General features: G+C 61.4%; 24 protein-coding genes. 13 read left to right on the forward strand and 11 right to left on the reverse strand.

Annotated elements, in window-relative coordinates; genetic code table 11:
• Positions 1 to 165: 165 nt before the first annotated feature.
• The 6 genes from C9422_RS23155 (at position 166) to C9422_RS23180 (ending at position 6,548) form a co-directional block, all read left to right on the forward strand.
• On the forward strand, positions 166 to 684 hold the full coding sequence (locus C9422_RS23155) for an RNA polymerase sigma factor (RefSeq protein WP_102700728.1): 519 nt from the start codon (positions 166 to 168) through the stop codon (positions 682 to 684).
• Entirely contained in the window at positions 681 to 1,655 is a 975-nt protein-coding gene (locus tag C9422_RS23160) for a FecR domain-containing protein (RefSeq protein WP_116582286.1), read from the forward strand. Before C9422_RS23155 ends, C9422_RS23160 begins: the two co-directional genes overlap by 4 nt.
• A 270-nt stretch (positions 1,656 to 1,925) precedes the next feature.
• Complete coding sequence (locus C9422_RS23165; RefSeq protein ID WP_116582287.1) at positions 1,926 to 4,361, forward strand: TonB-dependent siderophore receptor; 2,436 nt, start codon at positions 1,926 to 1,928, stop codon at positions 4,359 to 4,361.
• Between the two features lie 72 nt (positions 4,362 to 4,433).
• A complete protein-coding gene (locus C9422_RS23170; RefSeq protein WP_116582312.1) occupies positions 4,434 to 5,564 on the forward strand; it encodes a PepSY domain-containing protein in 1,131 nt (376 codons plus the stop codon).
• Positions 5,561 to 5,740: a hypothetical protein gene (locus tag C9422_RS23175; RefSeq protein WP_056726593.1), complete on the forward strand. Its 180-nt coding sequence runs from the start codon at positions 5,561 to 5,563 to the stop codon at positions 5,738 to 5,740. The genes C9422_RS23170 and C9422_RS23175 overlap by 4 nt, the downstream gene beginning before the upstream one ends.
• Positions 5,741 to 5,918: 178 nt before the next feature.
• A complete protein-coding gene (locus C9422_RS23180) occupies positions 5,919 to 6,548 on the forward strand; it encodes a glutathione S-transferase (RefSeq protein WP_116582313.1) in 630 nt (209 codons plus the stop codon).
• Between the two features lie 12 nt (positions 6,549 to 6,560).
• On the opposite strand, the gene C9422_RS23185 is transcribed toward C9422_RS23180, so the two are convergent.
• Positions 6,561 to 7,067, reverse strand: coding sequence for an ATP-dependent zinc protease (locus C9422_RS23185; RefSeq protein WP_116582288.1), 507 nt, complete (start codon positions 7,065 to 7,067; stop codon positions 6,561 to 6,563).
• 274 nt (positions 7,068 to 7,341) lie between these two features.
• Between C9422_RS23185 and C9422_RS23190 the strand changes: the two genes are divergently transcribed.
• Positions 7,342 to 8,229, forward strand: a complete 888-nt coding sequence (locus C9422_RS23190; protein ID WP_116582289.1) for an acyltransferase — start codon at positions 7,342 to 7,344, stop codon at positions 8,227 to 8,229.
• A 1-nt stretch (position 8,230) separates the two neighbouring features.
• Here the strand turns inward: C9422_RS23190 and C9422_RS23195 are convergent, their stop codons facing one another.
• Entirely contained in the window at positions 8,231 to 8,791 is a 561-nt protein-coding gene (locus tag C9422_RS23195; RefSeq protein WP_116582290.1) for a DUF2780 domain-containing protein, read from the reverse strand.
• Positions 8,792 to 9,070: 279 nt separating this feature from the next.
• Here C9422_RS23195 and C9422_RS23200 point away from each other — a divergent pair, with 279 nt between their 5' ends.
• The 4 genes from C9422_RS23200 (at position 9,071) to C9422_RS23215 (ending at position 11,670) form a co-directional block, all read left to right on the forward strand.
• Positions 9,071 to 9,664, forward strand: coding sequence for a fasciclin domain-containing protein (locus tag C9422_RS23200; protein WP_116582291.1), 594 nt, complete (start codon positions 9,071 to 9,073; stop codon positions 9,662 to 9,664).
• A gap of 54 nt (positions 9,665 to 9,718) precedes the next feature.
• On the forward strand, positions 9,719 to 10,345 hold the full coding sequence (locus C9422_RS23205; RefSeq protein WP_116582314.1) for an RNA polymerase sigma factor: 627 nt from the start codon (positions 9,719 to 9,721) through the stop codon (positions 10,343 to 10,345).
• The gene (locus C9422_RS23210) at positions 10,342 to 11,016 is read left to right on the forward strand and encodes an anti-sigma factor domain-containing protein (protein WP_116582292.1); all 675 of its coding nucleotides are present in this window, start codon (positions 10,342 to 10,344) and stop codon (positions 11,014 to 11,016) included. Before C9422_RS23205 ends, C9422_RS23210 begins: the two co-directional genes overlap by 4 nt.
• 165 nt (positions 11,017 to 11,181) lie before the next feature.
• Complete coding sequence (locus tag C9422_RS23215; RefSeq protein ID WP_165824808.1) at positions 11,182 to 11,670, forward strand: DUF3757 domain-containing protein; 489 nt, start codon at positions 11,182 to 11,184, stop codon at positions 11,668 to 11,670.
• Positions 11,671 to 11,715: 45 nt separating this feature from the next.
• Here the strand turns inward: C9422_RS23215 and fdhA are convergent, their stop codons facing one another.
• The 8 genes from fdhA to C9422_RS23265 all read right to left on the reverse strand — a co-directional run bounded on the left by fdhA (position 11,716) and on the right by C9422_RS23265 (position 21,883).
• Positions 11,716 to 12,915: a formaldehyde dehydrogenase, glutathione-independent gene (gene fdhA / locus C9422_RS23220; protein WP_007980407.1), complete on the reverse strand. Its 1,200-nt coding sequence runs from the start codon at positions 12,913 to 12,915 to the stop codon at positions 11,716 to 11,718.
• A gap of 221 nt (positions 12,916 to 13,136) precedes the next feature.
• Entirely contained in the window at positions 13,137 to 13,994 is an 858-nt protein-coding gene (purU, locus tag C9422_RS23225) for a formyltetrahydrofolate deformylase (protein WP_116582294.1), read from the reverse strand.
• A gap of 203 nt (positions 13,995 to 14,197) precedes the next feature.
• Entirely contained in the window at positions 14,198 to 14,830 is a 633-nt protein-coding gene (locus tag C9422_RS23235; protein WP_116582295.1) for a sarcosine oxidase subunit gamma, read from the reverse strand.
• A gap of 193 nt (positions 14,831 to 15,023) precedes the next feature.
• A complete protein-coding gene (locus C9422_RS23240; protein WP_116582296.1) occupies positions 15,024 to 18,041 on the reverse strand; it encodes a sarcosine oxidase subunit alpha in 3,018 nt (1,005 codons plus the stop codon).
• On the reverse strand, positions 18,038 to 18,367 hold the full coding sequence (locus C9422_RS23245; protein WP_007980417.1) for a sarcosine oxidase subunit delta: 330 nt from the start codon (positions 18,365 to 18,367) through the stop codon (positions 18,038 to 18,040). Before C9422_RS23245 ends, C9422_RS23240 begins: the two co-directional genes overlap by 4 nt.
• Positions 18,368 to 18,382: 15 nt before the next feature.
• Positions 18,383 to 19,633, reverse strand: a complete 1,251-nt coding sequence (locus C9422_RS23250; RefSeq protein WP_007980419.1) for a sarcosine oxidase subunit beta — start codon at positions 19,631 to 19,633, stop codon at positions 18,383 to 18,385.
• A gap of 23 nt (positions 19,634 to 19,656) precedes the next feature.
• The gene (gene glyA / locus C9422_RS23255) at positions 19,657 to 20,910 is read right to left on the reverse strand and encodes a serine hydroxymethyltransferase (RefSeq protein WP_007980421.1); all 1,254 of its coding nucleotides are present in this window, start codon (positions 20,908 to 20,910) and stop codon (positions 19,657 to 19,659) included.
• Positions 20,911 to 21,166: 256 nt separating this feature from the next.
• Complete coding sequence (locus C9422_RS23265) at positions 21,167 to 21,883, reverse strand: TraX family protein (RefSeq protein WP_371924835.1); 717 nt, start codon at positions 21,881 to 21,883, stop codon at positions 21,167 to 21,169.
• Between the two features lie 168 nt (positions 21,884 to 22,051).
• On the opposite strand from C9422_RS23265, the gene C9422_RS23270 reads away from it, so the two are divergent.
• On the forward strand, positions 22,052 to 23,089 hold the full coding sequence (locus C9422_RS23270; protein WP_116582298.1) for a low specificity L-threonine aldolase: 1,038 nt from the start codon (positions 22,052 to 22,054) through the stop codon (positions 23,087 to 23,089).
• 264 nt (positions 23,090 to 23,353) lie between these two features.
• Positions 23,354 to 24,178, forward strand: a complete 825-nt coding sequence (locus tag C9422_RS23275; RefSeq protein ID WP_116582299.1) for an NAD(P)-dependent oxidoreductase — start codon at positions 23,354 to 23,356, stop codon at positions 24,176 to 24,178.
• Between the two features lie 107 nt (positions 24,179 to 24,285).
• On the opposite strand, the gene gbcB is transcribed toward C9422_RS23275, so the two are convergent.
• A complete protein-coding gene (gene gbcB, locus C9422_RS23285; RefSeq protein ID WP_015097131.1) occupies positions 24,286 to 25,386 on the reverse strand; it encodes a glycine-betaine demethylase subunit GbcB in 1,101 nt (366 codons plus the stop codon).
• Positions 25,387 to 25,627: the final 241 nt, after the last annotated feature.

Here is a 25,627-nt window from a genome sequence, read left to right on the forward strand (position 1 = left end):
GGCAAGCCCGCTCCCACAGGAGTACCGAACCCCCTGTGGGACCGGGCTTGCCCGCGATGAACGATGACGCGGTCTCCCGACCAACGCCGATTGCGGACCTCCCGCGCCTCTGCCACAATCGCGAACAATTCTCGTTAGTTAATACTTCCCAAGCGGTGATGCGGCGTGTCGTCAGTCCCAAGCCCTCAAAGTGAGCTCGTCGGTGCGTTATATCGCGACCATCGCGGTTGGCTATTGGCCTGGCTTCGACGCAATGTCGCCTGCCCACAGCGGGCCGAAGACCTGAGCCAGGACACTTTTGTGCGCTTGCTGGGCCGCGAGGAACTGAAGGAACCACGCGAACCCCGGGCATTCCTGGTGGCCATCGCCAAGGGCCTGCTGTTCGATTATTTCCGTCGCGCCGCACTGGAGCAGGCTTACCTCACCGAGCTGATGCTGATTCCCGAAGCCGAACAACCGTCGGCGGAAGAGCAGCAGATGATCCTCGAAGACCTGAAAAACATCGACCGTTTGCTCGGCAAGCTTTCCACCAAGGCCCGGGCGGCGTTCCTCTACAACCGTCTCGACGGTCTTGGCCACGCAGAAATCGCCGAGCGCCTGGGGGTATCGGTGCCGCGGGTGCGCCAGTACCTGGCCCAGGGCATTCGCCAATGCTACATCGCGCTGTACGGTGAGCCGACATGAACCCGCTCGGTTCCAAACCGGTATCGGCCAACGTGCTGGACGCGGCGATTGCCTGGCAGTTGTCCATGGAGGGCGCCAACCCGGTAGAGCGCGAAGAATTCGCCAAGTGGCACGCTGCCCACGAAGAGCACGCCCGCGCCTGGCGCCAGTTGGGCATGCTCGACCAACGCTTCAGCGCAGCCAGTGGCCCGGCCCGCACTGCCCTGCTGCAATCGCGCGAAGGCATTCGCCGACGGGTGCGCAAGCTCGGCAAAGGCGTGGCGAGTGTGGTGGCCGTGATCGGCCTGGCGCTGTTTGCCGGGCCACGTTACCTGCCGATCGATTACTGGCTGGCCGACCAGCGCACCGCCGTCGGAGAGCAGCGCACCCTGCGCCTGGCGGATGGCACGCTGGTCAATCTCAACACCCACAGTGCCCTGGATGTGCGCTTCGATGAGCAGCAGCGGCGCATCGTGCTTCAGGAAGGCGAGATTCTGGTTGAAACCGGTCACGGCGATCCCCGGCCGTTCATCGTCGAAACCCGTGAAGGCAGCATGCGCGCGCTGGGTACGCGGTTTCTGGTCAAGCGTGAAGAAGAAGGCACACGCCTGAGTGTGTTGCAGTCGGCGGTGGCGGTTCACCCAGAGTCCAGCCCGGATGAACAGATTCTGCGCGAAGGCCAGCAGGTGTTGATCCGCAATAACGGCCTGGGCCCGGTTCTGGCCGTCAACTTCGGCGCGGATGCCTGGACCCGCGGCATGCTGGTGGTGGACAACACGCGGCTGGAAGATCTGGTGCATGAAATCGGTCGCTATCGAACCGGTTACACAGGCGTTGCGCCGGAAGTGGCCGATCTGCGCATCACTGGCAGCTTCCCGCTGCGTGACACCGACCTGGCGCTCAATGCCCTGCTGCCGACCCTGCCGGTGCAGATCGAACAGCACACGCAATGGTGGGTGAAGGTAATAGCCAAGGCCGAAACAAAGCCCTGAACCCGCACACAACTCCTTTGTGGCGAGGGAGCTTGCTCCCGCTCGGCTACGAAGCAGTCGCCAAACCGCAAATGCGGTTTACCTGGTAAATCGCGGGGGCCGCTTCGCGACCCAACGGGGGCAAGCCCCTCGCCACAAAGGCGCACGCCTGAAACCCTTCAGTGCTTATTGAATAACTGAATCGAAATTATTTTCATCCAGCCCTATCACTTTCTGATTCTCGTTCGGCACACAGGCAATTGAGAAATGTTTCCATTCAGGAGCCGCTGTATGTCCCGTTCGCTGAACACCCTGTTGCGCCCCAGTTTGCTGGCGGTCGCCGTTGCCCTTTGCACACCTTTGGCGAGCAGCCAACTGGTCGCCGCTGAGCAGGCGTCAAGCGTTCGCGCCTACAACCTGCCAGCCGCACCATTGGCCAGCACCCTGAACCAGATCGCCAGCCAGGCCGGCCTGGCCTTGTCGTTGAACCCATCCCTGGCGGCAGGCAAAACCTCGGCGCCAGTCAACGGCCAGTTCGACGCCGCCGGCGCCCTGCGCGAGGCCCTGCGTGGCACCGGGCTGCAACTGGAACAAAGCAGTGCCGGCACCTACAGCCTGGTGGCCGTGCCCGAGGGCGTGATGGCTCTGCCGGCAACCAGCGTGATTGGCGTGGAAGACGCTGAAAGCGCCTGGGGCCCGGTGCAAGGCTACGTGGCCAAGCGCACCGCCGCCGGCACCAAGACCGACACCGCGTTGGTCGAGGTACCGCGCTCGATTTCGGTCGTCACTCGCGAGCAGATGGACGACCGCAACGCGCATACCCTGGACGCCGCCGTGCGCTACCTGCCGGGCATCACCGCCAGCAGCTACGGCAGCGACACCCGCGCTGACTGGCTGCGCGTGCGTGGTTTCGAGCCGACTCAATTCCTCGACGGCCTGCCCCTGCCAAAAGGCGTCTACGCCAACCCGAAACAGGAAACCTGGAACCTCGACCGCCTGGCCTTGCTGCGCGGCCCGGCCTCGTCCGTGTACGGCCAGACCCCGCCAGGCGGTCTGCTGGACATGGTCAGCCGTCGCCCGAGCGCCGAAGCCAGCAGCGAAATCCAGCTGCAGTACGGCAGCGACAACCATCGCCAGATCAACTTCGCCAGCACCGGCAAGATCGACGACGAAGGCCGGTTTCTCTATGGCGTGAGCGGCGTGGTGCGTGACGGCGGCACCCAGATCGACCATATCGATGACAAGCGCTACAACATTGCGCCAAGCCTGACCTGGAACATCGACGAAGACACCCGCTTCACCCTGCTGACACAGTTCACCCGTGACGATACCGGCGTTACCAGCCAGTTCTATCCGATTCAGGGCACCAAGATCGACATGCCGTTCGGCAAGATCTCGCACCACAAGAACCTGGGTGATCCGGACTACGATTTCTACGACCGCACCTATTACGCACTGGGTTATGCCTTCGAGCATCGCTTCAACGATGTCTGGCAGTTCCGCCAGAACCTGCGCTACACCAAGTCGGACCTGTCGTTCCAGACGGTCACCGTCAACAGCTACTTTCCCTCCATCGGATTTGTCGTGGACGATGAGGGCAACACCGGGCGCGGCACGACCAATGTCGACGAAGACATCAGCCAGTTCGCCGTGGACAACAACCTCCAGGCCGACTTCGCCACCGGCGACATTAATCACACGCTGTTGATCGGCCTGGACCACCAGCGCAGCAACACCAACTACACCTCGATTTTTGGCGGCGCACCTTCCATCAACGTCAACAATCCGGTCTATGGCTTGCCGATCACCCGTCCACCACGCTCCTCGGCGTTTTATGACTATGACCAGAAGACCTACCAGACCGGTCTGTACGTCCAGGATCAAATGGCCCTCGACCAATGGCGCCTGACCCTCGGCGGTCGTGAAGACTGGGTGCATACCGGCACCAAATTCTTCAACAAGGGTGATGCCACCAACACTCAGCGTGACAAGAACTTCAGCGGCAACGCGGCGATCAGCTATGTGTTCGACTCGGGCTTCGTGCCTTACTTGTCCTACGCCGAATCGTTCCAGCCGGCCAGCAATGCCGTCGCCTCGCCGACCGATTCGTTCAAGCCAACCGAAGGCAAGCAGTGGGAACTGGGTATCAAGTACCAGCCACCGGGCAGCAACACATTGCTGACAGCCGCTGTGTATGACCTGACCCAGAAAAACGTTTCCGTCACCAACAATGTGGGCAACGTGACGGTCACCAGCCAGACCGGCGAAGTGAGAGTCAAAGGCCTGGAGCTGGAAGCCGTTTCCGACGTGACCGAAAACCTCAAGGTCACCGCCGCCTACACCCTGGCCAGGTCCGAAGTGCAAGACGGCGCGTTCAAGGGCAATCGCCTGCAACTGATGCCTAACCAGCAAGCATCGGTGTGGGGCGACTACACCTGGCACAACGGCGTGCTCGACGGCTTCGGCATCGGCGCCGGCGCGCGCTACACCGGCAACACTTATGGCGACGAGGCCAACACCTGGCTGGGCAAGGCCGGTGCCTACACGGTGTTCGACGCCGCGGTACACTACGACCTCGGCCGCCTCGACAACAGCCTCAAGGGCGCTTCGCTGGCCGTTAACGCAACCAACCTGTTCGACAAGGACTACATCTCGACTTGCGACAGCTTCTACTGTTACTACGGCGACCAGCGCAGTGTCGTCGCCAGTGCAACGTACAAGTGGTAACAGTTTGAGCCGACACGCCCTATGACCAAGCCGTCCCCAAAGGACGGCTTTGGTTTTTCTGAAGGCCATGAAATGAAAAGTAAAACAATTCGCCGCTGGTCCGCTGTTCATACCTGGACCAGCCTGATTTGTACGGTGTTCCTGTTGCTGCTGGCACTGACCGGTCTGCCACTGATCTTCCATCACGAGATCGACCACCTCCTCGGTGATGCGGCCGAGCTGAAGCAGATGCCGGCAGACACCCCGCTGCTTGATTTGCAGCAGCTGGTAGCTGCGGCTGAAAAGCATCGCCCTGGCGAAATCATGCAGTATTTCGGCTTCGAGGACGACGAGCCCAATGCGGCGATTGCGATCATGGCCCCCACCGCCGGCACCGAGCCCAATTCGTCCCACACCTTCATGCTCGACGCCCGTACCGGCAAGGCCCTGGAGATGCCGTCGGCAAACGGTGGTTTCATGATGGTCATGCTGCGCCTGCACGTGGACATGTTTGCCGGCTTACCGGGCAAGCTGCTGTTGGCGTTCATGGGCATTCTGTTCGTGGTGGCGATCGTCTCCGGCACCGTCTTGTACCTGCCATTCATGCGCCGTCTGAAGTTCGCCACTGTGCGCCAGGACAAATCCACCCGCCTGCGCTGGCTCGACCTGCATAACCTGATCGGCGTCGTGACCTTGACCTGGGCCCTGGTGGTCGGCGTGACCGGCGTGATCAGTGCCTGCGCCGACCTGATCATTGCCGCCTGGCGCAACGACAGCCTGAGCGCGATGATCGCGCCGTACCGCGATGCGCCACCGTTGACGCAACTGGCGCCGGCCACCCGTTTGCTCGACATCGCCAAGGACGTCGCACCGGGCATGCAGCCGGACTTCATCGCCTTCCCCGGCACGCGGTTTTCCAGCGAGCACCATTACGCGGTGTTCATGAAAGGCAGCACGCACCTGACCTCGCACCTGCTGACGCCGGTACTGATCGACGCCAGTACCCTGCAAGTCACCGCCGTGGCCGAGCGGCCCTGGTATATGGATGCCATGGGCATGTCGCAACCGCTGCACTTCGGCGACTACGGCGGCATGCCGATGCAAATCCTCTGGGCGACCCTGGATGTGCTGACCATCATTGTGCTCGGCAGTGGAGTCTATCTGTGGGTGGTGCGGCGCAAGGCTGCCAGGCCTGTGCTGGAAAAAGCGGAGAGCGTGGCATGAAGCCCCGGCAGTCGAATTTCTGGAAGGTCTTTGCCATTCCCACCGTCATCGCGGTACTCAGCGCGGCAGGGCTGTTTGCCGCGTTGCTCGGGGATGGTGTGTGGGATTCACTGAGCTGGGTGGGGCTGGGCATCCCGGCTGTGCTGGCCCTGCGCGGCCTCCTGCAACGCCGCTGACCCCCTGTAGGAGCGAGCTTGCTCGCGATGGACTTGAGAACGCCGCTGGGTGTCAGGTTTCCGCGTTATCGTTAACGTCCATCGCGAGCAAGCTCGCTTCTACAGGGGTGTTTGCCATCTTGAGCTATCGCCCCAACACGCTATGCTGCCCGACACTGCCACCGATCGAGACGCTGCCATGTCCGCCCCGAGCATGACCCTGTACCACAACCCGCTCTCTCCCTTCGTTCGCAAAGTCATGGTGCTGCTGCACGAAACCGGTCAACAGGACCGCGTGGCGCTGCAGACCAGCGTCCTCACCCCGGTTACCCCGGACCCGGCCCTGATCGACGACAACCCCCTGAGCAAAATCCCGGCATTGCGCCTGGCCGACGGCAATGTCATCCATGACAGCCGGGTCATCCTCGACTACCTCGATCAGCAGCACGTCGGCAACCCGCTGATCCCCCGCGAAGGCTCGGCCCGCTGGCGGCGCCTGACCCTCGCCTCCCTTGCCGACGGGATCATGGACGCGGCCGTGCTGGTGCGCTACGAAGTCGCCCTGCGTGCCCCGGAGAAGCACTGGGACGAATGGCTCGACGGCCAGCGCGACAAGATCCGCCGCACCCTGGCCCTGCTGGAAAAAGACGCGATTGCGGAGCTGACCAGCCACTTCGACGTGGCCGCAATCAGCGTGGCCTGTGCACTGGGTTACCTGGATCTGCGCCATCCGGATCTGGATTGGCGCGAAGCCAATCCACAGCTGGCGGCGTGGTACTTCGAGGTGAGCCAGCGGCCTTCGATGATTGCGACGATGCCCAGGCTTTAAGCCTTCGAAAAATCAGCAGTCCGGCTTGTCGGCCGTAAACCGCCGCGCCGGGTTCACCGCCGCACCGAACTCGCGCAACGCCTTGGCGCCGATCAGCAACGGGTAGTTGAAGCTGCTGCGGTCTGTCAGGTTGACCTCGACCGTGCGCTTGATGTGACCCAGGCACAGCTCCAGATCGACCACGGGACGCTTGGTCGGCGCGACGACTTCGCTGTCCTCCTCGTCCTCTTCGGAGCGGGTCTTGATCTTGCTGATGCGCGCGATCTTGTGTTCATAGACCTGGTTGCCCGCATCCTTGGTGCCCAGGCGGAAACGCACCCAGTCTTCGCCGTCACGCTTGAAGGTTTCGATGTCTTTGGCCGACAGCGACGCGGTCAGGGCGCCGGTGTCCATTTTCGCCTTGAGGACCTGCCCGCCGATTTCCGGCAGGGCGATGTATTCGTAACGGCCGTACAGGGTCGGCTCGGCGGCCATGACCGGCAGGGCCAGGAGGGAAAGCAGTGCGAGGAGCGGTTTCACGTAGGGCTTCCTTGAAGGATGGGCGGCGGAATTTTAGACCGTGGCCGTTGAATTCGTTCGCAGATATTTGAAGATCAAAGCCCTGTAGGAGCTGCCGAAGGCTGCGATCTTTTGACCTTCAAGACAAAGTCAAAAGATCGCAGCCTTCGGCAGCTCCTACAGGGACGAGGGTATCCAGCCTACCGCCGCCCAGGTGAAGCATTCGTCATAGCGATTTGGCCTGTCGCCCGAAGCTGCTTATCATGGCGCGCCCAACCGCTTCCACGAGTGACTTATGCGCCGCCTGCTCACCGGCTGTTTCGTGACCCTGCTGCTTCTGCTCAATACCCTGGTCCTGATCGGGCCATTGCTGGTGTTTGCCCTGCTCAAGCTGATCCTGTCCGGCCGCTTGCGCGATTTCGCTTCCTGGGCCGTGATGTGGATCGCCGAAACCTGGTCAGAAATCGACAAGCTGATTTTCCGCGTCTGCATCCCCACCCAATGGGACATTCGTGGCGGTGAAGATCTGCGCCGCGATACCTCGTATCTGGTGATCAGCAACCATCAATCCTGGGTCGACATCCCGGCGCTGATCCAGACGCTGAACCGGCGCACGCCGTTCTTCAAATTCTTCCTCAAGAAAGAGCTGATCTGGGTGCCCTTCCTGGGCCTGGCGTGGTGGGCGCTGGATTACCCGTTCATGAAGCGCTACAGCAAGGCGTTCCTGGCCAAACACCCGGAGCTGGCGGGCAAGGATCTGGAGATCACCAAAAAGGCCTGCGAGCTGTTCAAGCGCCAGCCGGTGACGGTGGTCAACTATCTGGAAGGTACGCGCTTCACTGCAGCGAAAAGCGCTCAACAGCAGTCACCGTTCACTCACCTGCTCAAGCCCAAGGCTGGCGGCGTGGCATTCGTGCTGGCGGCAATGGGCGAGCAGCTGGACGCCGTTCTCGATGTGACGGTGGTTTATCCGCAGCAGAAGATTCCGGGGTTCTGGGACCTGATCAGCGGCAATGTGCCAAGGGTCATCATCGACATCAAGACCCGCGAGCTCGATCCGGCGCTGTGGCAGGGCGATTACGAAAACGATCCGGTGTTTCGCGAGAAGATCCAGAACTGGGTCAACCAGCTCTGGATCGAGAAGGATCGGCGCATCGACGCCTTGCGCACCGATCGCTACTGAATCAGCTTCCGGTGCCGGTGCCGGCGCCCCAGATGTTGCCCAGGCTGCTCAGCAACGTACCGCCGACGCCCTGCTGACCGAGGTACTGCAAGAGCACCGGGGTAAACAGGCCGATCATGCCGCTGTCCATGCCCAGGGCACTGAAGGCGTTGTTCAGGTCGTTGGTGTCCTTGACGTTGCCCAGGGCGTTATCCAGCCCTGCCGCTTTGCCGCTGGAGCCGAGCAGGCCGGCCAGCGCGCCCAACTCACCGCCGCCCGAGAGCATGTCGATGCCCGGCACGCTTTTGGCCAATTGCGCGTAGTCGGTCGAACTCAACTGGTTCTTCGCCAGGCCCAGCATCGCCCCGGCGCCGCCGATGGCTTGCTCCGGGGTGATGTCCAATTCACTGAGGGTGCTCAGCAAATCGGCGGTCTGCGGCGTCGGTGCGGCGGTCGCGGTCGCGTCATCGCCCTTCATGCCGGCAATGACATTGGCTGCATCGCTCAGGTTGAACTGTGCAAAGGCCGGGCTGGCAGCCAGGGTCAGGAGTGATGCCAGTGCAAAACCGCGTGAAATCTTCATTCAGACATCCTCGATGAACACCGCCCGGCAATGGGCGGCGAAAAACTGCCCATTGGACTGACGCCCTCAAGGATTGTTCCCGGCCTGTAGGAGCTGCCGGAGGCTGCGATCTTTTGATCTTGATCTGCACGCCAGGATCAAAAGATCGCAGCCTCCGGCAGCTCCTAAAAGGTCAGTGTCGTGGCAAATAGCGATCCACTGCATCCAATCCCACCCTGTCTGCGTATATCAAGCACGGACAGACACTCCTGGCCGATTCTCATCACAAGGATCATCACCATGAAACGCACTTCGATCAAAACGCCATTGATTGCCAGCCTGCTGACCCTGGCCCTTGGTGGCGGACTCGTCCTGAACACCGTGCAAGCGGCGGACATGGGCCACGGCACCGTCACGGTCGGCGGCCAGAGCATGCTGCCGAGCAAGGACATCGTCGATAACGCAGTGAACTCCGCCGATCACACCACCCTGGTCGCCGCAGTAAAAGCCGCCGGCCTGGTTGACACCCTCAAGGGCAAAGGCCCGTTCACCGTGTTCGCCCCGGTCAATTCGGCCTTCACCGCCCTGCCCGCGGGCACCGTCGACACCCTGCTCAAACCGGCCAACAAGGCCACACTGGCCCACATCCTCACCTACCACGTGGTCGCCGGGAAACTCGACATGATGACCCTGTCCGAGAAAATCAGGGCAGGTGGCGGCAAGGCCGAGCTGACCACGGTTGCCGGCGGCAAACTGTGGGTCATGATGAACGGTCCGCACAACATCACCATCAAGGATGAACAGGGCGACGTCGCCGACATCACCACCTACGACGTGTACCAGTCCAACGGGGTGATTCAGGTCATCGACAAGGTGCTGATGCCGAAAAGCTGAGCCGTGCCGCCGCCCTCGCGCATTGGGGGCGGCGGTCCTTCCGAGGTGTTCGCCGTGAATGGAACAACTGCACGCCGTGAACTAACCTCTGCCTGCAACCGGCCACCTGCCCCGCTTTCCGGGAGAACCGCCATTCCCATCGCCGACGCCGATCAGCTCAGGCAACTGTTGGCCCAGTGTTCACTGGGCGACCGCCGCGCGTTCGAGACGCTGTACCGCAGCGTCGGCCCGCGCCTGCACGGGGTAGCACTGCGTTTCATGGGTCGTCCGGACCTGGCCGAAGAGGTGCTGCAAGAGAGTTTCGTGCGCATCTGGAACAATGCATCGCGCTACGAAGCGCATCTGTCGGCGCCGCTGACCTGGATGATCAACATCACCCGTCACCAGGCCATCGACCAGTTGCGCAAACACCGCGATCGGCCATTGAGCGATCTCGAAGAACAGAGTCTCGTGGATGAAAGCCCATCGGCCCACGAGCAACTGGACAGTGCTCGCGAAGCCAGCGCCTTGAACCGTTGCCTGGACAGCCTCGAAGGCATGCAGCGCCAGTCGATAACCGTCGCCTATTTCCAGGGACTGTCGTGCTCCGAACTTGCCGAACACCTGGCCGCGCCGCTGGGCTCGGTGAAGTCCTGGATCCGCCGCGGCATGGAACGCCTGCGCAGGTGCCTTGAATCATGAACTATCGAACCCCGACCCTGCGCCGCGCCCTCGCCGCCGACTATGCCATTGGCCTGATGCCTGCCACCGCACGCCGGCGTTTCGAACAGCTGCTATTGGAGGATGCGACCTTGCGCGCAGAACTGGCACAGTGGCAGGAAAGCCTGGTCAGCCTGACCGATGCCCTGCCGGAGCAGCCGGTGCCGGATCGCGTCTGGCAAGGCATTACCGCGCGGATCGAACCACAAGTGCTGCACGTGCCAGAGAAGCGTCCGTTCTGGAATTGGCTACGAGTGACGGCGGCGGTTGGCTCGCTACTGATCGCAGTGACGCTCGGTGTGCTCTACCTCCCCGACGACGCCCGCTACAGCGCCACGCTGGTGAGCGCCGACGCGCAGCCGGCGTTGCGCGTGCAGGCCCACGAGGATTACCTGCAGGTCGAGCCCCTGGCGTTGGCCGCAATCGGGCCGGATCGCAGTCTGGAATTGTGGGCGATACCGGCGGACGGCAAACCGATTTCCCTCGGAGTGATTCCGCCGAACGGCAAAGGCAAGGTCGAATTGAGCGAGGCGCAGAAAGCGCTGATCGGCAAGCCGATTGCGCTGGCGGTCAGCCTTGAACCGAAGGGTGGCTCACCGACCGGGAAACCGACTGGCCCCGTCCTTTATCAAGGTGCTTTGGTTTTGCTTTGACGCGAACAAAGCGCACTTCATGAGCGCGCCTTGTGCCTTTCCTTTCCCTGACTATCACCCTGGCCGTTATCTCGAAACGCCACGCAAACCTATCAATACCGCCAGTACACACCGCATCCATCCTCCTCCAACATGACTACTCCAAACCATGTAAAGGAGTACATCATGATACGTAAAACACTCGCGGCAAGCGCCGTATTACTGTCGATATTCACAACTAACGCCCTGGCAGCAATCGCTGTGTGTCCGTCAGCTGAAAGCATCACACAAAAGGAAGATGGGCCAGGCTATAGCTATTCCGCTCCCGGCCCGAATGGCCGCCTCTGGGTAGGCGAAAACCCCATGGCCGAGGAAGGAGATCTTGAAACCTTCGTGTTCAAACGTGCGCTCTACCGGACTGTCAGCTCCGAAGGAAACTGGGATGTGGTGTCCTGTGATTACGAGGGTGACGGCGATTACGCGGGTGCCCGAATGACACTGTATTCCTTCAATGGGTGGGCACCCGTCAACGGGACGAAGTGGAAGCCTCAGCCCTTTAAAGAACAGGCCGGCGCCTCCCATAAAGTCAACTACTTCGCGCAATGCGAGTCACTTGTCCAAAAGGAATGTGAATTCAACTACAAGTTCCTGACCACACCCCCAACAGGTCATTGAACACAAAAAAGGGCGACCTCGGTCGCCCTTTTTTTTACCCGACGCTTACGCCGCGCTGAACATCTTGTGCGGATCGATCACAAACTTCTTCGGCACGCCAGCATCAAACTCGCCATAACCCTGCGGAGCCTGATCCAGGCTGATCACCTGAACACCCACAACTTCGGCGATGTTGATACGGTCCCACATGATCGCTTGCATGAGCGCGCGGTTGTACTTCATTACCGGGGTCTGGCCGGTGTGGAAGCTGTGGGACTTGGCCCAGCCCAGGCCGAAGCGGATGCTCAGGCTGCCCATTTTCGCGGCAGCGTCGACAGCACCCGGGTCTTCGGTCACGTAGAGGCCGGGAATGCCGATCTTGCCGGCCACACGCACAACGCCCATCAGCGAGTTGAGCACGGTGGCCGGGGCTTCGTGTTTCACGCCGTCATGGCCATGGCCACGGGCTTCGAAGCCGACGGCGTCGATGGCGCAGTCAACTTCCGGTTCGCCCAGCAGTGCGGCGATCTGTTCGTGCAGCGGCGTGTCCAGGGACAGGTCGGCAATCTCGAAGCCCTGGGCTTTGGCATGGGCCAGTCGAACGGTGTTGACGTCACCGATGATCACCACCGCAGCGCCCAGCAGGCGAGCGGATGCGGCCGCCGCCAGACCGACCGGACCGGCACCGGCGATGTACACAGTGCTGCCTGGGCCAACGCCGGCAGTCACGGCACCGTGATAGCCGGTCGGCAGGATGTCGGAGAGGCAGGTCAGGTCGCGGATTTTTTCCATGGCCCGGTCGCGATCCGGCAGTTTCAGCAGGTTGAAGTCGGCGTACGGCACCATGGCGTATTCCGCCTGGCCACCGGTCCAGTCACCCATGTCGACATAACCGTAAGCACCGCCCGGGCGGGCCGGGTTGACGCTCAGGCACACGCCGGTGTGCATTTCCTTGCAGGAACGGCAGCGCCCGCAAGCCACGTTGAACGGTACGGACACCAAGTCGCCGATTTTCAGGTTCTCGACGTCGCTGCCCTTCTCGATCACTTCGCCAGTGATCTCATGGCCCAACACAAGGCCGGTTTGCGCCGTGGTACGCCCGCGCACCATGTGCTGGTCGGAACCACAGATGTTGGTGGAAACCACTTTGAGAATGACCCCGTGCTCGATCTTGCGACCGCGCGGGTCCTGCATTTTCGGATAGTCAATCTTCTGTACTTCGACCTTGCCAGCGCCGAGATACACCACACCACGATTGCCAGACATGCTTTCACCTCGCTGTTGTTTTTATGGAACCGCGTCGCCCAGGCAGGCAGCGCGTTAAGTGCTCGGGTTATTGCCTGTTTGTCTTGTATTGCTTGTCAGGGCCCCATCGCGAGCAAGCTCGCTCCCACAGTGGATCGGGGGGTGGACACAAGATCTGTGAACAACACAAAACCTGTGGGAGCGAGCTTGCTCGCGATGGGCTGCGAAGCGGCCCCAAAAATCTAGAGAACGACCGTTCTGTTGGCGTTCAAAAACACTCTTCTTTCGATGTGATATCCAACCGCCCGCGCCAGCGTCAGCCCTTCGATATCCCGCCCCTTGGCGATCAAGTCTTCCGGGTAATGGCTGTGGTCCACTGCCTCGACGCCCTGGGCAATGATCGGGCCTTCATCAAGGTCGTTGTTGATGTAATGCGCCGTGGCGCCCACCAGTTTCACTCCCTTGTTGTAGGCCTGGTGATAGGGCTTGGCGCCCTTGAAACCCGGCAGCAGGGAGTGGTGGATGTTGATTGCCTTGCCATCGAGCTTGCGGCACAACTCTGGCGACAGCACTTGCATGTAGCGCGCAAGGATCACCAGCTCGGCACCGGACTCTTCAATCACCTGCCACACCTGACGCTCTTGCGACGGCTTGTCGTTCGGGTCCAGCGGGAAGTGGTAGTACGGAATCTGGTGCCAGTCAGCCAGCGGCTTGAGGTCCGGGTGGTTGGAGACCACTGCGGCCACATCCATCGACAATTGGCCGATGCGCTGGCGATAGAGCAAATCGTTGAGGCAGTGATCGGCCTTGGAGACCATGATCACCACTTTCGGCCGATAGTTCGGTTCAGTCAGTTCGAAGGTCATGCCGAAGGCTTCACCGCGTGAAGCGAGCCCCGCGCGGAATGATTGCTCGTCGAAGCCGTCGGGTTGACGGAATTCCACACGAATGAAGAAACGGCCCGAGAGCCGATCATCGAAAGAGTGGTGCTCGGTGACGTAGCAGCCCTGCTCGAACAGAAAGCGGGTCACCGCGTCCACGGTGCCGAGGACGCTGGGGCAGTCGGCGGTCAGAATCCATGTGTCTGGGGCGCGGCTCATGGTGCGGTGACTCCTGTTTCAACATCGGTGATCACAGAGAATCCTGTGGCGAGGGGGCTTGCCCCCGTTCGGCTGCGAAGCAGTCGTAAATCCGGTGATCGCGGTGTGCCTGGCAGACTGTGCCTTCAGGTTCTGGGGCCGCTGCGCGACCCAACGGGGGCAAGCCCCCTCGCCACAAAAAACAGCCACAGCCATAGGTCGTTTTAAGCCTGCACGCTCAACCCGTACTCGGCAGAAGCATCCTGCAACCACAGCCACCAGTAATCGGAGAAGCTGCGACGAATCAGCAGTTCCCAGGTGTCTTCGGCGGTGTGACGGATCATCAGTTGCGACTTGGCGAACACCGTGCCGACCGCTTTACCCACCGGAAAGTTGTTCGGGTGCACGTCGTAGCTGGTGGACTTCATCAGCACCTGGCGCACGTTCGGACCGCTCAGTTCGAGGAGTTGCTGGCCGCCGCTGACGTTGACGATTGCAATGTGCAGATCGCCCAGTGCTTCGCGCAGTTTCTGCTCGGCGGCCAGTTCTTCACCGGTCGGCACGATCAGCAGCCATTCATCCGGCCCCATCCACTGCAGGCTGGTTTCGCCTTTGACGATGACGCTCAGTGCGCCCGGCAATTCGATGCCCAGGGCCTTGTGCACACCGGCGGCGAACGCGGCATCGTGGCCGTCGCCACGAATGGTCAGGTGGCCGAGGAGTTTTTTCTCACGCACGGTCACGCCGGCGTTCTTGCGACCCTTGCCCACCAGGCTGGCGAGGTCGGCATGATGCAACGACGACTCGGCCTTGGCCCCGGAGGTTGGGCGTTGTTGGTAAACATTGGCTGCGGTCATAAAGCACCTGTTCTGAATTCTGTTGGTTCCGGCCCTTGTGGTGGCTGCTCTATCGCCATCGCGAGCAAGCTCGCTCCCACAGTGGACTGATGCCTGGCACAAATTTTTCTGGCGACTTCAATCCTGTGGGAGCGAGCTTGCTCGCGATGCAGACGACGCGGTTTCACGGCGCGCCCACAGGACCCGAGGCCATTTAAACGTTCTGGCGTTCGCCTTTCGGATCGAAGAACACCGAAGAAACGATTTCCGCCTCGATCACGCTGCCGTCGGCCAGCGGTGCGAACACTCGCTCGCCCATCCGCTGCAACCCGCCCTTGACCACACCCATGGCGAACGAATAGCCCAGGGAGTTGTGCAGGTAACTGGAAGTCACGTGACCCACCATGGTCATCGGGATGGCTTGCTTGGTGTTGAACACCAGTTGCGCACCTTCCGGCAGCCATTTGGTCGGATCGATAGGCTTCAGGCCAACCAGCTGTTTGCGCTGATCACGCACGCAGTCTTCACGGTTCATGCCACGCCAGCCGATCCACGAGAACGGTTTGGTGCGACCGACACACCAGCCCATGTTCAGGTCGTCCGGGGTCATCGAGCTGTCAGTGTCCTGACCGACGATGATGAAGCCCTTCTCGGCGCGCAGTACGTGCATGGTTTCAGTGCCGTACGGCGTCAGGTTGTACTTCTTGCCGGCGTCGACGATTTTTTCCAGCACGCCCATTGCATAGTCGGCTTGCACGTTGACTTCGTACGACAGTTCACCGGTAAACGAAATCCGGAACACTCGCGCCGGCACTCCGCCGACCAAACCTTCTTTCCAGGTCATGAACGGGAAGGCTTCGCTGCTCAAGTCGATGTCGGTGACTTCGCTGAGCAGTTTGCGGCTGTTCGGCCCGGACAGGGTCATGGTTGCCCAGTGGTCGGTGACGGAAGTGAAGTACACCTTCATGTCCGGCCATTCGGTCTGGTGGTACAGCTCCAGCCACTGCAACACGCGAGCTGCGCCGCCGGTGGTGGTGGTCATGACGAAATGGTTGTCGGCCAGGCAGGCCGTCACGCCGTCGTCGAACACCATGCCGTCTTCTTTGCACATCAGGCCGTAACGCGCCTTGCCCACATCAAGCTTGGTCCAGGCGTTGGTGTAGACGCGGTTGAGGAACTCGCGCGCATCCGGGCCCTGGATATCGATCTTGCCCAGGGTCGAAGCATCCAGCAGGCCGACGCTGTCGCGCACGGCTTTGCATTCGCGCTTGACCGCGGCATGCAGGTCTTCACCGGATTTCGGGAAGTACCACGGACGTTTCCACTGGCCGACGTCTTCGAACTCGGCGCCGTTTTTCAGGTGCCATTGATGCAGCGCGGTGTAGCGTACCGGCTCGAAGATGTGCCCACAGTGACGACCGGCCACGGCACCGAAAGTCACCGGCGTGTAGTTCGGACGGAACATGGTGGTGCCCATCTGCGGGATGGTCACGTTCAGCGAGCGGGCAGCGATGGCCAGGCCGTTGACGTTGCCGAGCTTGCCCTGATCGGTGCCGAAGCCCAGTGCGGTGTAGCGCTTGACGTGCTCGACCGACTCGAAGCCCTCGCGGGTCGCCAGTTCGATGGCGGCGGCGGTGACGTCGTTTTGCAGGTCGACGAATTGCTTCGGCGCACGTGCGGTGTTCTTTTCATGGGGTACCTGGAACAGCGCCAGGGTCGGCTCTTCGAGACGGCTCAGGGCTTTTGGCAACACACCTTCAATCGTCTGGAACCCGGCTTCGGCAGCGGCGCGGGCGCCACCTTCAAAACCGTCAGCCAGAGAATCGCCAAGGCCGTAGACACCGTTGATGCCACCGACGCATACGCGCTTCTGCGGTGCTTCGCCCGGTACGAAACCGAGGATGTCTTCGCGCCAGATCGGCTTGCCACCCAGGTGCGAAGCCAGGTGAACCACCGGGCTGTAACCGCCGGAACTGGCCACCACGTCGCATTCAAGCCATTCGCCAGGACTGGTCACGGCGTGGGCCTTGACGTCGATGGCGGCCACACGGGCAGCGGTCACGCGCTTGCTGCCACGAGCCTCGATCACGGCGCTGCCGGTGAGGATGCGGATGCCTTTGGCACGCGCCTCTTCCACCAGCGCACCACGCGGGTTGCTGCGGGCGTCGGCGATGGCCACCACTTGCAGGCTGGCATCGAGCCAATCCAGGGCAACGCGGTAGGCGTGGTCGTTGTTGGTCGACAGCACAAGCTTCTTGCCCGGTGCCACACCGTAACGACGCACGTAGGTCGAGATGGCGCCGGCGAGCATGTTGCCCGGCACATCGTTGTTGCCGTAGACCAGTGGACGCTCGTGAGCGCCGGTCGCCAGCACCACACGCTTGGCACGAACCCGGTGAATGCGCTGACGCACCTGGCCAATCGGTGCGCGGTCGCCGAGGTGATCGGTCAGGCGCTCGTGGATAGTCAGGAAGTTGTGGTCGTGGTAGCCATTGACGGTGGCGCGCGGCAACAGCAGCACGTCCGGGGTGTTCTTCAGTTCGTCGATGACGCTGGCGACCCACTCGGTCGCAGGCTTGCCGTCGAGGCTTTCGCGGGAATCGAGCAGGCTGCCGCCGAACTCTTCCTGTTCGTCAGCCAGAATCACACGGGCACCGCTGCGCGCAGCCGCCAGTGCAGCCGCCAGGCCGGCAGGGCCAGCACCGACGATCAGCACGTCGCAGTGCTGGTTCATGTAGTCGTAGGTGTCCGGATCATTCTCGGTCGGCGAGCGGCCCAGGCCGGCAGCCTTGCGGATGTACTTCTCGTAAGTCATCCAGAACGATTGCGGGTACATGAAGGTTTTGTAGTAGAAACCCGGCGGCATCAGCTTGCCGCCGACCTTGCCGAGAATCCCCATCATGTCGTTGTTCACGCTCGGCCAGCCGTTGGTGCTGGTGGCGACCAGGCCTTGATACAGCGCCTGTTGCGTGGCGCGCACGTTCGGGATCTGCGTGGCTTCGGTGGCGCCGATCTGCAGCACCGCGTTCGGCTCTTCGGCACCGGCGGCGAAGATGCCGCGCGGACGGGAATACTTGAAGCTGCGACCGATGATGTCGACGCCGTTGGCCAGCAGTGCAGCGGCCAGGGAATCGCCTTCGAAGCCTTTGTAGTTCTGGCCGTTGAAGGTGAAGCTCAGGACTTTGTTGCGGTCGATCCGTCCGCCGTTGGACAGGCGATTGATCTGGCTCATACCTTCTCTCCCAGAGCCGTGCTGGCCGCTTTCGGGCTATCGGTCTTGTCGGTGAATTGTGGCTTGGTGCCGATCTTGTAGGTTTCGAGAATCTCGTAGGTCACGGTGTCGCGGGTGACGTTGAAGTACTGACGGCAACCGGCGACGTGATCCCACAGCTCGTGGTGCAGACCGCGCGGGTTGTCGCGGAAGAACATGTAATCGCCCCACTCCTCGTCGGTGCAACTGTTCGGGTCCAGTGGGCGCGGGATGTGCGCCTGGCCGGATGCATGGAATTCCTCTTCGGAGCGCAGTTCGCCGCAGTGAGGACAGAAGATATGCAACATAGGAAATTTCTCCTGTTAGTGGGCGACGGCAGCAGCGCCGTGTTCGTCAATCAGCGCACCGTTGTGGAAACGGTCGATGGAGAAAGGTGCGGCCAACGGGTGCATTTCGCCCTTGGCCAGGCTTGCGGCAAACACGTTGCCCGAGCCAGGTGTGGCCTTGAAGCCGCCGGTGCCCCAACCGCAGTTGAAGAACATGTTCGGTACCGGGGTTTTCGAAATGATCGGGCAGGCATCCGGCGTGGTGTCGACGATGCCGCCCCACTGACGGTTCATGCGCACGCGCGACAGCACCGGGAACATCTCGACGATGGCCTGGATGGTGTGCTCGATCACCGGGTACGAACCACGCTGGCCGTAGCCGTTGTAGCCGTCGATACCGGCGCCGATCACCAGGTCGCCCTTGTCGGACTGGCTGATGTAGCCGTGCACGGCGTTGGACATGATCACGCTGTCGATAATCGGCTTGATCGGCTCGGACACCAGCGCTTGCAGCGGGTGGGATTCGATCGGCAGGCGGAAACCGGCGAGCTTGGCCATGTGCCCGGAGTTACCGGCAGTCACCACGCCGACGCGCTTGGCGCCGATGAAGCCCTTGTTGGTTTCCACGCCGATGCACACGCCGTTTTCCTTGCGGAAACCGATCACTTCGGTCTGCTGGATCAGGTCCACGCCAAGGGCGTCGGCGGCCCGGGCAAAGCCCCAGGCCACGGCATCGTGACGAGCTACGCCGCCGCGACGCTGGACGGTTGCGCCCATCACCGGGTAGCGGGTGTTCTTGGAGCAGTCGAGGTACGGAATCTCGTCGGCAACCTGTTTGGCATCCAGCAGTTCGCCGTCCACGCCATTGAGGCGGTTGGCGCTGACCCGACGCTCGGAATCACGGATGTCCTGCAGGGTGTGGCACAGGTTGTAGACGCCGCGCTGGGAGAACATCACGTTGTAGTTCAGGTCCTGGGACAGGCCTTCCCACAGTTTCATCGCGTGTTCGTACAGGTGGGCCGATTCGTCCCACAGGTAGTTGGAGCGCACGATGGTGGTGTTGCGCGCGGTGTTACCGCCGCCCAGCCAGCCTTTCTCGACCACGGCCACGTTGGTGATGCCGTGTTCCTTGGCCAGGTAGTAAGCCGTGGCCAGGCCATGCCCGCCACCGCCGACAATGACCACGTCGTAGACCTTTTTCGGGGTCGGCGTGCGCCACATGCGCTGCCAGTTTTCATGGTGGCTGAGAGAGTGTTTGAAGAGGCCGAAGCCCGAGTAGCGTTGCATAGTCATTTACTCCAAAACCGCACTCAGCGATAAACCGGGAAGTCCGCGCACAAGGCTGCCACTTGCTCGGCGACATTGGCCTCGACATCGGCATCGCCGAGGTTGTCGAGGATGTCGCAGATCCAGCCGGCCAGCGTGACGCACTGGGCCACCTTGAAGCCGCGCGTGGTCACCGCCGGGGTGCCGATGCGCAGGCCGGAGGTCACGAACGGCGACTGCGGATCGTTCGGCACAGCGTTCTTGTTCACAGTGATATGGGCGCGACCGAGGGCGGCATCCGCGTCCTTGCCGGTCAGGCCCTGACGGATCAGGCTGACCAGGAACAGGTGATTGTCGGTACCGCCGGACACTACATCGTAGCCGCGTTTGATAAACACGCCGGCCATGGCCTGGGCGTTGTCGATCACTTGTTGCTGGTAAGCCTTGAAGCCAGGCTCCAGCGCTTCCTTGAAGCACACCGCCTTACCGGCGATCACGTGCATCAGCGGGCCGCCCTGGGCACCCGGGAAAACTGCTGCGTTGAGCTTCTTCTCGATTTCCTCGTTGGCCTTGCACAGGATCAGGCCGCCACGCGGACCGCGCAGGGTCTTGTGGGTCGTGGTGGTAACCACGTCGGCATAAGGCAGCGGGTTCGGGTACAGACCGGCGGCAACCAGACCGGCAACGTGGGCCATGTCGACGAACAGCAGCGCACCGACCTTGTCGGCGATCTGGCGGAAGCGCGGGAAGTCGAGGGTCTTGGAGTAGGCCGAGAAACCGGCAACGATCATCTTCGGCTTGCACTCGACGGCCAGGCGCTCGACTTCGTCGTAGTCGATCAGACCGGTCTTGGTGTCGATGCCGTACTGCACCGCGTTGTACAGCTTGCCCGAGGACGACACTTTGGCGCCGTGGGTCAGGTGACCGCCGTGGGCCAGGCTCATGCCGAGGATGGTGTCGCCAGCTTGCAGCAGGGCCAGGTACACGGCGCTGTTGGCCGAGGAACCGGAGTGCGGCTGGACGTTGGCGTAATCGGCGCCGAACAGTTGCTTGGCGCGTTCGATGGCCAGCGCCTCGACCTTGTCGACGTGCTCGCAGCCACCGTAGTAGCGCTTGCCCGGGTAACCTTCGGCGTATTTGTTGGTCAGGCCGCTGCCCTGGGCCTGCATCACGCGCTTGCTGGTGTAGTTCTCCGACGCGATCAGCTCGATGTGATCTTCCTGACGTTGCTCCTCGGCATTCATCGCCGCCAGCAGTGCATCGTCGTAACCCTGGATCTGGTCTTGCTTGCTGAACATCGCGTCTCTCCCAGCGGCGGCGGTGCGCCATTCGTCTCGGTGAGGCACTGGCTTTTCGGCAGTGCCCTTTGGTAGCGATGGTATGACTGGCTTGGAGTCGTCAAATGCCTACGGGCGCCACGCAAAGGTGCGTTTACGACATGGACTGCCAAGCGGGGATACGTATGCCTCTGTAGGAGCTGCCGAAGGCTGCGATCTTTTGACCTTGCCGTTCTAAAAGATCAAAAGATCGCAGCCTTCGGCAGCTCCTACAGGGTTATGCGAGAGATTCGCGCAGGGCCAGAAGAATGAGGAAATGCGCCGGATAGAGCGCATACGCCCAACGCCGCATCGGTGGTGGATTTACGCCCTTGGCATGTCGCAACAAGAACAGTCCGAGCCATGGCGCAATCAGACAAGCGGCGATAGCCGGAATGGCTGCGTGATTGCCCAGCCGTGCCGCGTGATACAGCACCTGCCATTGATTGGCTGCCAGACAGACCAACCCCGCCAACATCCCGAAATACCAGGGTCGTCGAAACACCAGCAGCATCACCCACGGCAACAACACACCAAAGAATCCGAACATCAGCCGCTCTGAGAAAATGCCCGCCAGCACCAATGCGCCAGCTGCCAGCAGTCGCGATGCAGGCACCGGCTGCTGCCAGCCACGAACCACCAGCAAACCCAGGGCAAGGGTGGGCAGCACGTTCAAGGTGTCGGGATGGGGAATGAACATCCGGTAAGGAATTTCACTCACCGCGCTAAAAAGCAGCAACCAACCCAGATAACGCCATTGGCCACCGGTCGTCGTAGTCCGCTCGCGCGCCAGATTGGCCGCCATCGCCAGACAGAACCACGGAAACGCCAGGCGCCCCGGCACATACAACCAATCGGCGGAAAAACCGACATATCGCAGGTGATCGAGCACCATGCTCAGCAGTGCCAGCCACTTGAGCAGATCCAGTGCCCCATCGCGCTGCTTTAAGTGCATGGTCTTGTGCATGATCTCCTGCGTTGTCACGTGCATAATTGCCCTTCGACACTGTATTTTCCAAACAGCGACATCCTGTGCGCTCCACCTGACGATCTTGGGTACAGTGCGCACCCTCATTGACCACGGGACGCTTCACCATAGGCATCTCGACCACGGAAGCAGGCCATGACCGACAAGAGCCAACAATTCGCCAGCGACAACTATTCCGGCATCTGCCCTGAAGCCTGGGCGGCCATGGAACAGGCCAACCACGGCCACCAGCGCGCCTACGGCGACGACGAGTGGACCGCCCGCGCGTCCGACGATTTCCGTAAACTGTTCGAAACCGACTGCGAAGTGTTTTTCGCCTTCAACGGCACCGCCGCCAACTCGCTCGCGCTGTCCTCGCTGTGCCAGAGTTACCACAGCGTGATCTGCTCGGAAACCGCTCACGTCGAAACCGACGAATGCGGCGCCCCGGAATTTTTCTCCAACGGCTCCAAGCTGCTGATCGCCCGCACTGAAAACGGCAAGTTGACCCCGGAATCGATCCGCGAGGTCGCGCTCAAGCGCCAGGACATCCACTACCCGAAACCTCGCGTGGTGACCCTGACCCAGGCCACCGAAGTCGGCAGCGTCTACACCCCGGACGAAATCCGCGCCATCAGCGCCACCTGCAAGGAACTGGGCCTGAACCTGCACATGGACGGCGCACGCTTCTCCAACGCCTGCGCATTCCTCGGCTGCTCCCCGGCCGACCTGACCTGGAAGGCCGGCGTCGACGTGCTGTGCTTCGGCGGCACCAAGAACGGCATGGCAGTGGGCGAGGCGATTCTTTTCTTCAACCACAAACTCGCCGAAGATTTCGATTACCGCTGCAAACAGGCCGGGCAGCTTGCTTCAAAGATGCGCTTCCTGTCGGCACCCTGGGTCGGCATCCTGGAAAACGACGCCTGGCTCAAATACGCCAACCACGCCAACCGCTGTGCCCAATTGCTGGCCGAACTGGTCAGCGACATTCCTGGCGTGGAATTGATGTTCCCGGTGCAGGCCAATGGCGTATTCCTGCAACTCTCGGAACCGGCCATCGCTGCCCTGACCGCCAGGGGCTGGCGTTTCTACACCTTCATCGGCAACGGCGGCGCACGCTTCATGTGCTCGTGGGACACCGAAGAAGCGCGCGTGCGCGAACTGGCGCGGGATATCCGAGAAGTCATGGCATAACCGCGATCCCGTGTGGCGAGGGGGCTTGCCCCCGTTCGGCGGCGCAGCCGTCGTAAAACCGACTCATGCGATCTGCCTGCCAGGTCGCGTGCTCAGGCTATGGGCCTGCTGCGCAGGCCAACGGGGGCAAGCCCCTCGCCACAGGTTCGCTCACCTCTTCCCTGCCCACATTCAGTCACATCTCTTGCCGCAGCGCCTGAACGACTTCGTCTACATTGTTTGTCGAGCCAATCCGCTCACATAACAACAATCAGGAGCGTCAACATGTCCTTGCAAGGCAAAACCCTGTTCATCACCGGCGCCAGCCGCGGCATCGGCCGCGAGATCGCGCTGCGGGCCGCACGCGATGGGGCCAACATTGTGATCGCCGCCAAAAGCGCCGAACCCCATGCCAAGCTGCCGGGCACGATTTTCAGCGTGGCCCGGGAAGTGGAAGCCGCAGGCGGCCAGGCGCTGGCCTTGCAGGTGGATGTACGTGAAGAGGATGCCGTACGTGAAGCGCTGGCCCGGGCCAATGAACATTTCGGCGGTATCGACGCGCTGATCAACAACGCCGGGGCGATCAAGCTGACCGGAGTCCAGCACCTAGAACTGAAACGCTTCGACCTGATGCACCAGATCAACACCCGTGCCGTATTGCTGTGCAGCCAGGCTGCGTTGCCGTACCTGAAGAAGTCCGGCGGCCACATCCTCAACCTGTCTCCGCCGCTGAACCTGGCCACCAAGTGGTTCGCCCAATACAGCCCCTATACCGTCACCAAGTACGGCATGAGCATGCTGACCCTGGGCATGAGTGAGGAATTCAGGAATTACGGCATCAGCGTCAACTCGCTGTGGCCACAGACGATGATTGCCACTGCGGCCATCGAGTTTCAGCTGGGGTCGAAGGAATCGTTCAAACATGCGCGAACGCCTGCGATCATGGCGGATGCGGCGCACGTCATTTTGAGCAGCGCCAACCGCAGCCTGACCGGGCGCTTGTTGATCGATGAGGAAGTCTTGCGGGAGAACGGCGTGACCGAGTTCGAACACTATCGGTTTGCACCCGATAGCACCGAAAAGCTGATGACAGACCTGTTTATCGATTGAATCCCTGTAGGAGCTGCCGAAGGCTGCGATCTTTTGATCCTGATCTTGAAAAACAAGATCAAAAGATCGCAGCCTTCGGCAGCTCCTACAAAGGTATTGCGTAACGCTTAGAATTCGATGCGCACGTCACCCTTCGGCACGCTGCAGCACGACAGGATGAACCCTTCGGCTTCGTCTTCCTCGGTGATTCCGCCGTTGTGCTCCATCTCCACTTCGCCACCCAGCTTCAACACCTTGCAGGTGCCGCAGATGCCCATGCCGCACGCTTTCGGAATCATCAGGCCAACCTTGGCCGCCGCCGCATGCACGGTCTCGCCCGGGGCCACGCGGATGCTCTTTCCGGAGGCGGTGAACTCCACCTGATGCAAGTCCGCCGCATCGACTTCCGGTGCCTCGGCCGCTTGTACTGCATGTTCTACCGCATCGGCGCGCGCCTCTGGCGGGGTCGCACCGAAGGATTCTTCGTGGTAACGCGACATGTCGAAACCTGCGCCTTCGAGCAAGCGCTTGACCGCATTCATATAGGGTGTCGGGCCGCAGCAGAATACTTCGCGCTCGAGGAAGTCAGGCGCCATCAATTCAAGCATTCTGTGGTTCAGGTAACCGCGATAACCGGCCCAGGGCTCACCCATGCCGTGCTTCTCGCAGATCAGGTGCAGGCTGAAGTTTTCGATCCGCGACGCCATGTGCTCCAGCTCGCGGTGGTAAATGATGTCTTTGGGCGAACGGGCGCTGTGGATAAACACCATGTCGACATTGCCGTTGGTGTCGTAGAACCAGCGCGCCATGGACATGACCGGCGTGATACCAACGCCGCCGCTGAGGTAGAGCACCTTCGGCGCGGTGAAGTCCATGGCATTGAACAGCCCGACCGGGCCGTGCACCGCCAGCTCCTGGCCTTCGTGCAGGGTGTCGTGCAGCCAGTTCGAGACCTTGCCGCCCGGCACACGCTTGATGGTCACCGAAAAGCTGTAGGGTACCGACGGCGAACTGGAAATGGTGTACGAACGCATGATCGGCTGGCCTTCGATTTCCAGCTCCAGGGTGACGAATTGCCCCGGCTTGAAGAAGAACAGGATCGGCTGGTCGGCCATGAAGCAAAAGGTGCGCACATCCCAGGTTTCCTGGATGACTTTGACACAACGGACAATGTGTCGACCATTGGCCCAGGTCTGGGTGGTTACCGGATTCAGGAAGCTGTTGGACATGCTGATCTCCACGGCCGACTGTCGGCCTTCATGTTGGCGATTCTGCGTATAGCGCGGATCACCCATTTACCTATCTGCGACATTGACATGCTTATCGCGACCAGCCCCCAACGACCGGGGCTTGCGCGTCGGGAACAGATTGCACCATGTCGCCCATGGATAAGGTTCTGGCCTGCGCCGGCCCCACACTCGCCCCATACCAAGACACATTCTTTACACCTTGCGTAGCAACCCTGAGCAG

It is taken from the genome of Pseudomonas sp. B1(2018) (assembly GCF_003097365.1).
In the GTDB taxonomy this organism is placed as follows: Bacteria; Pseudomonadota; Gammaproteobacteria; order Pseudomonadales; family Pseudomonadaceae; genus Aquipseudomonas; species Aquipseudomonas laurylsulfatiphila.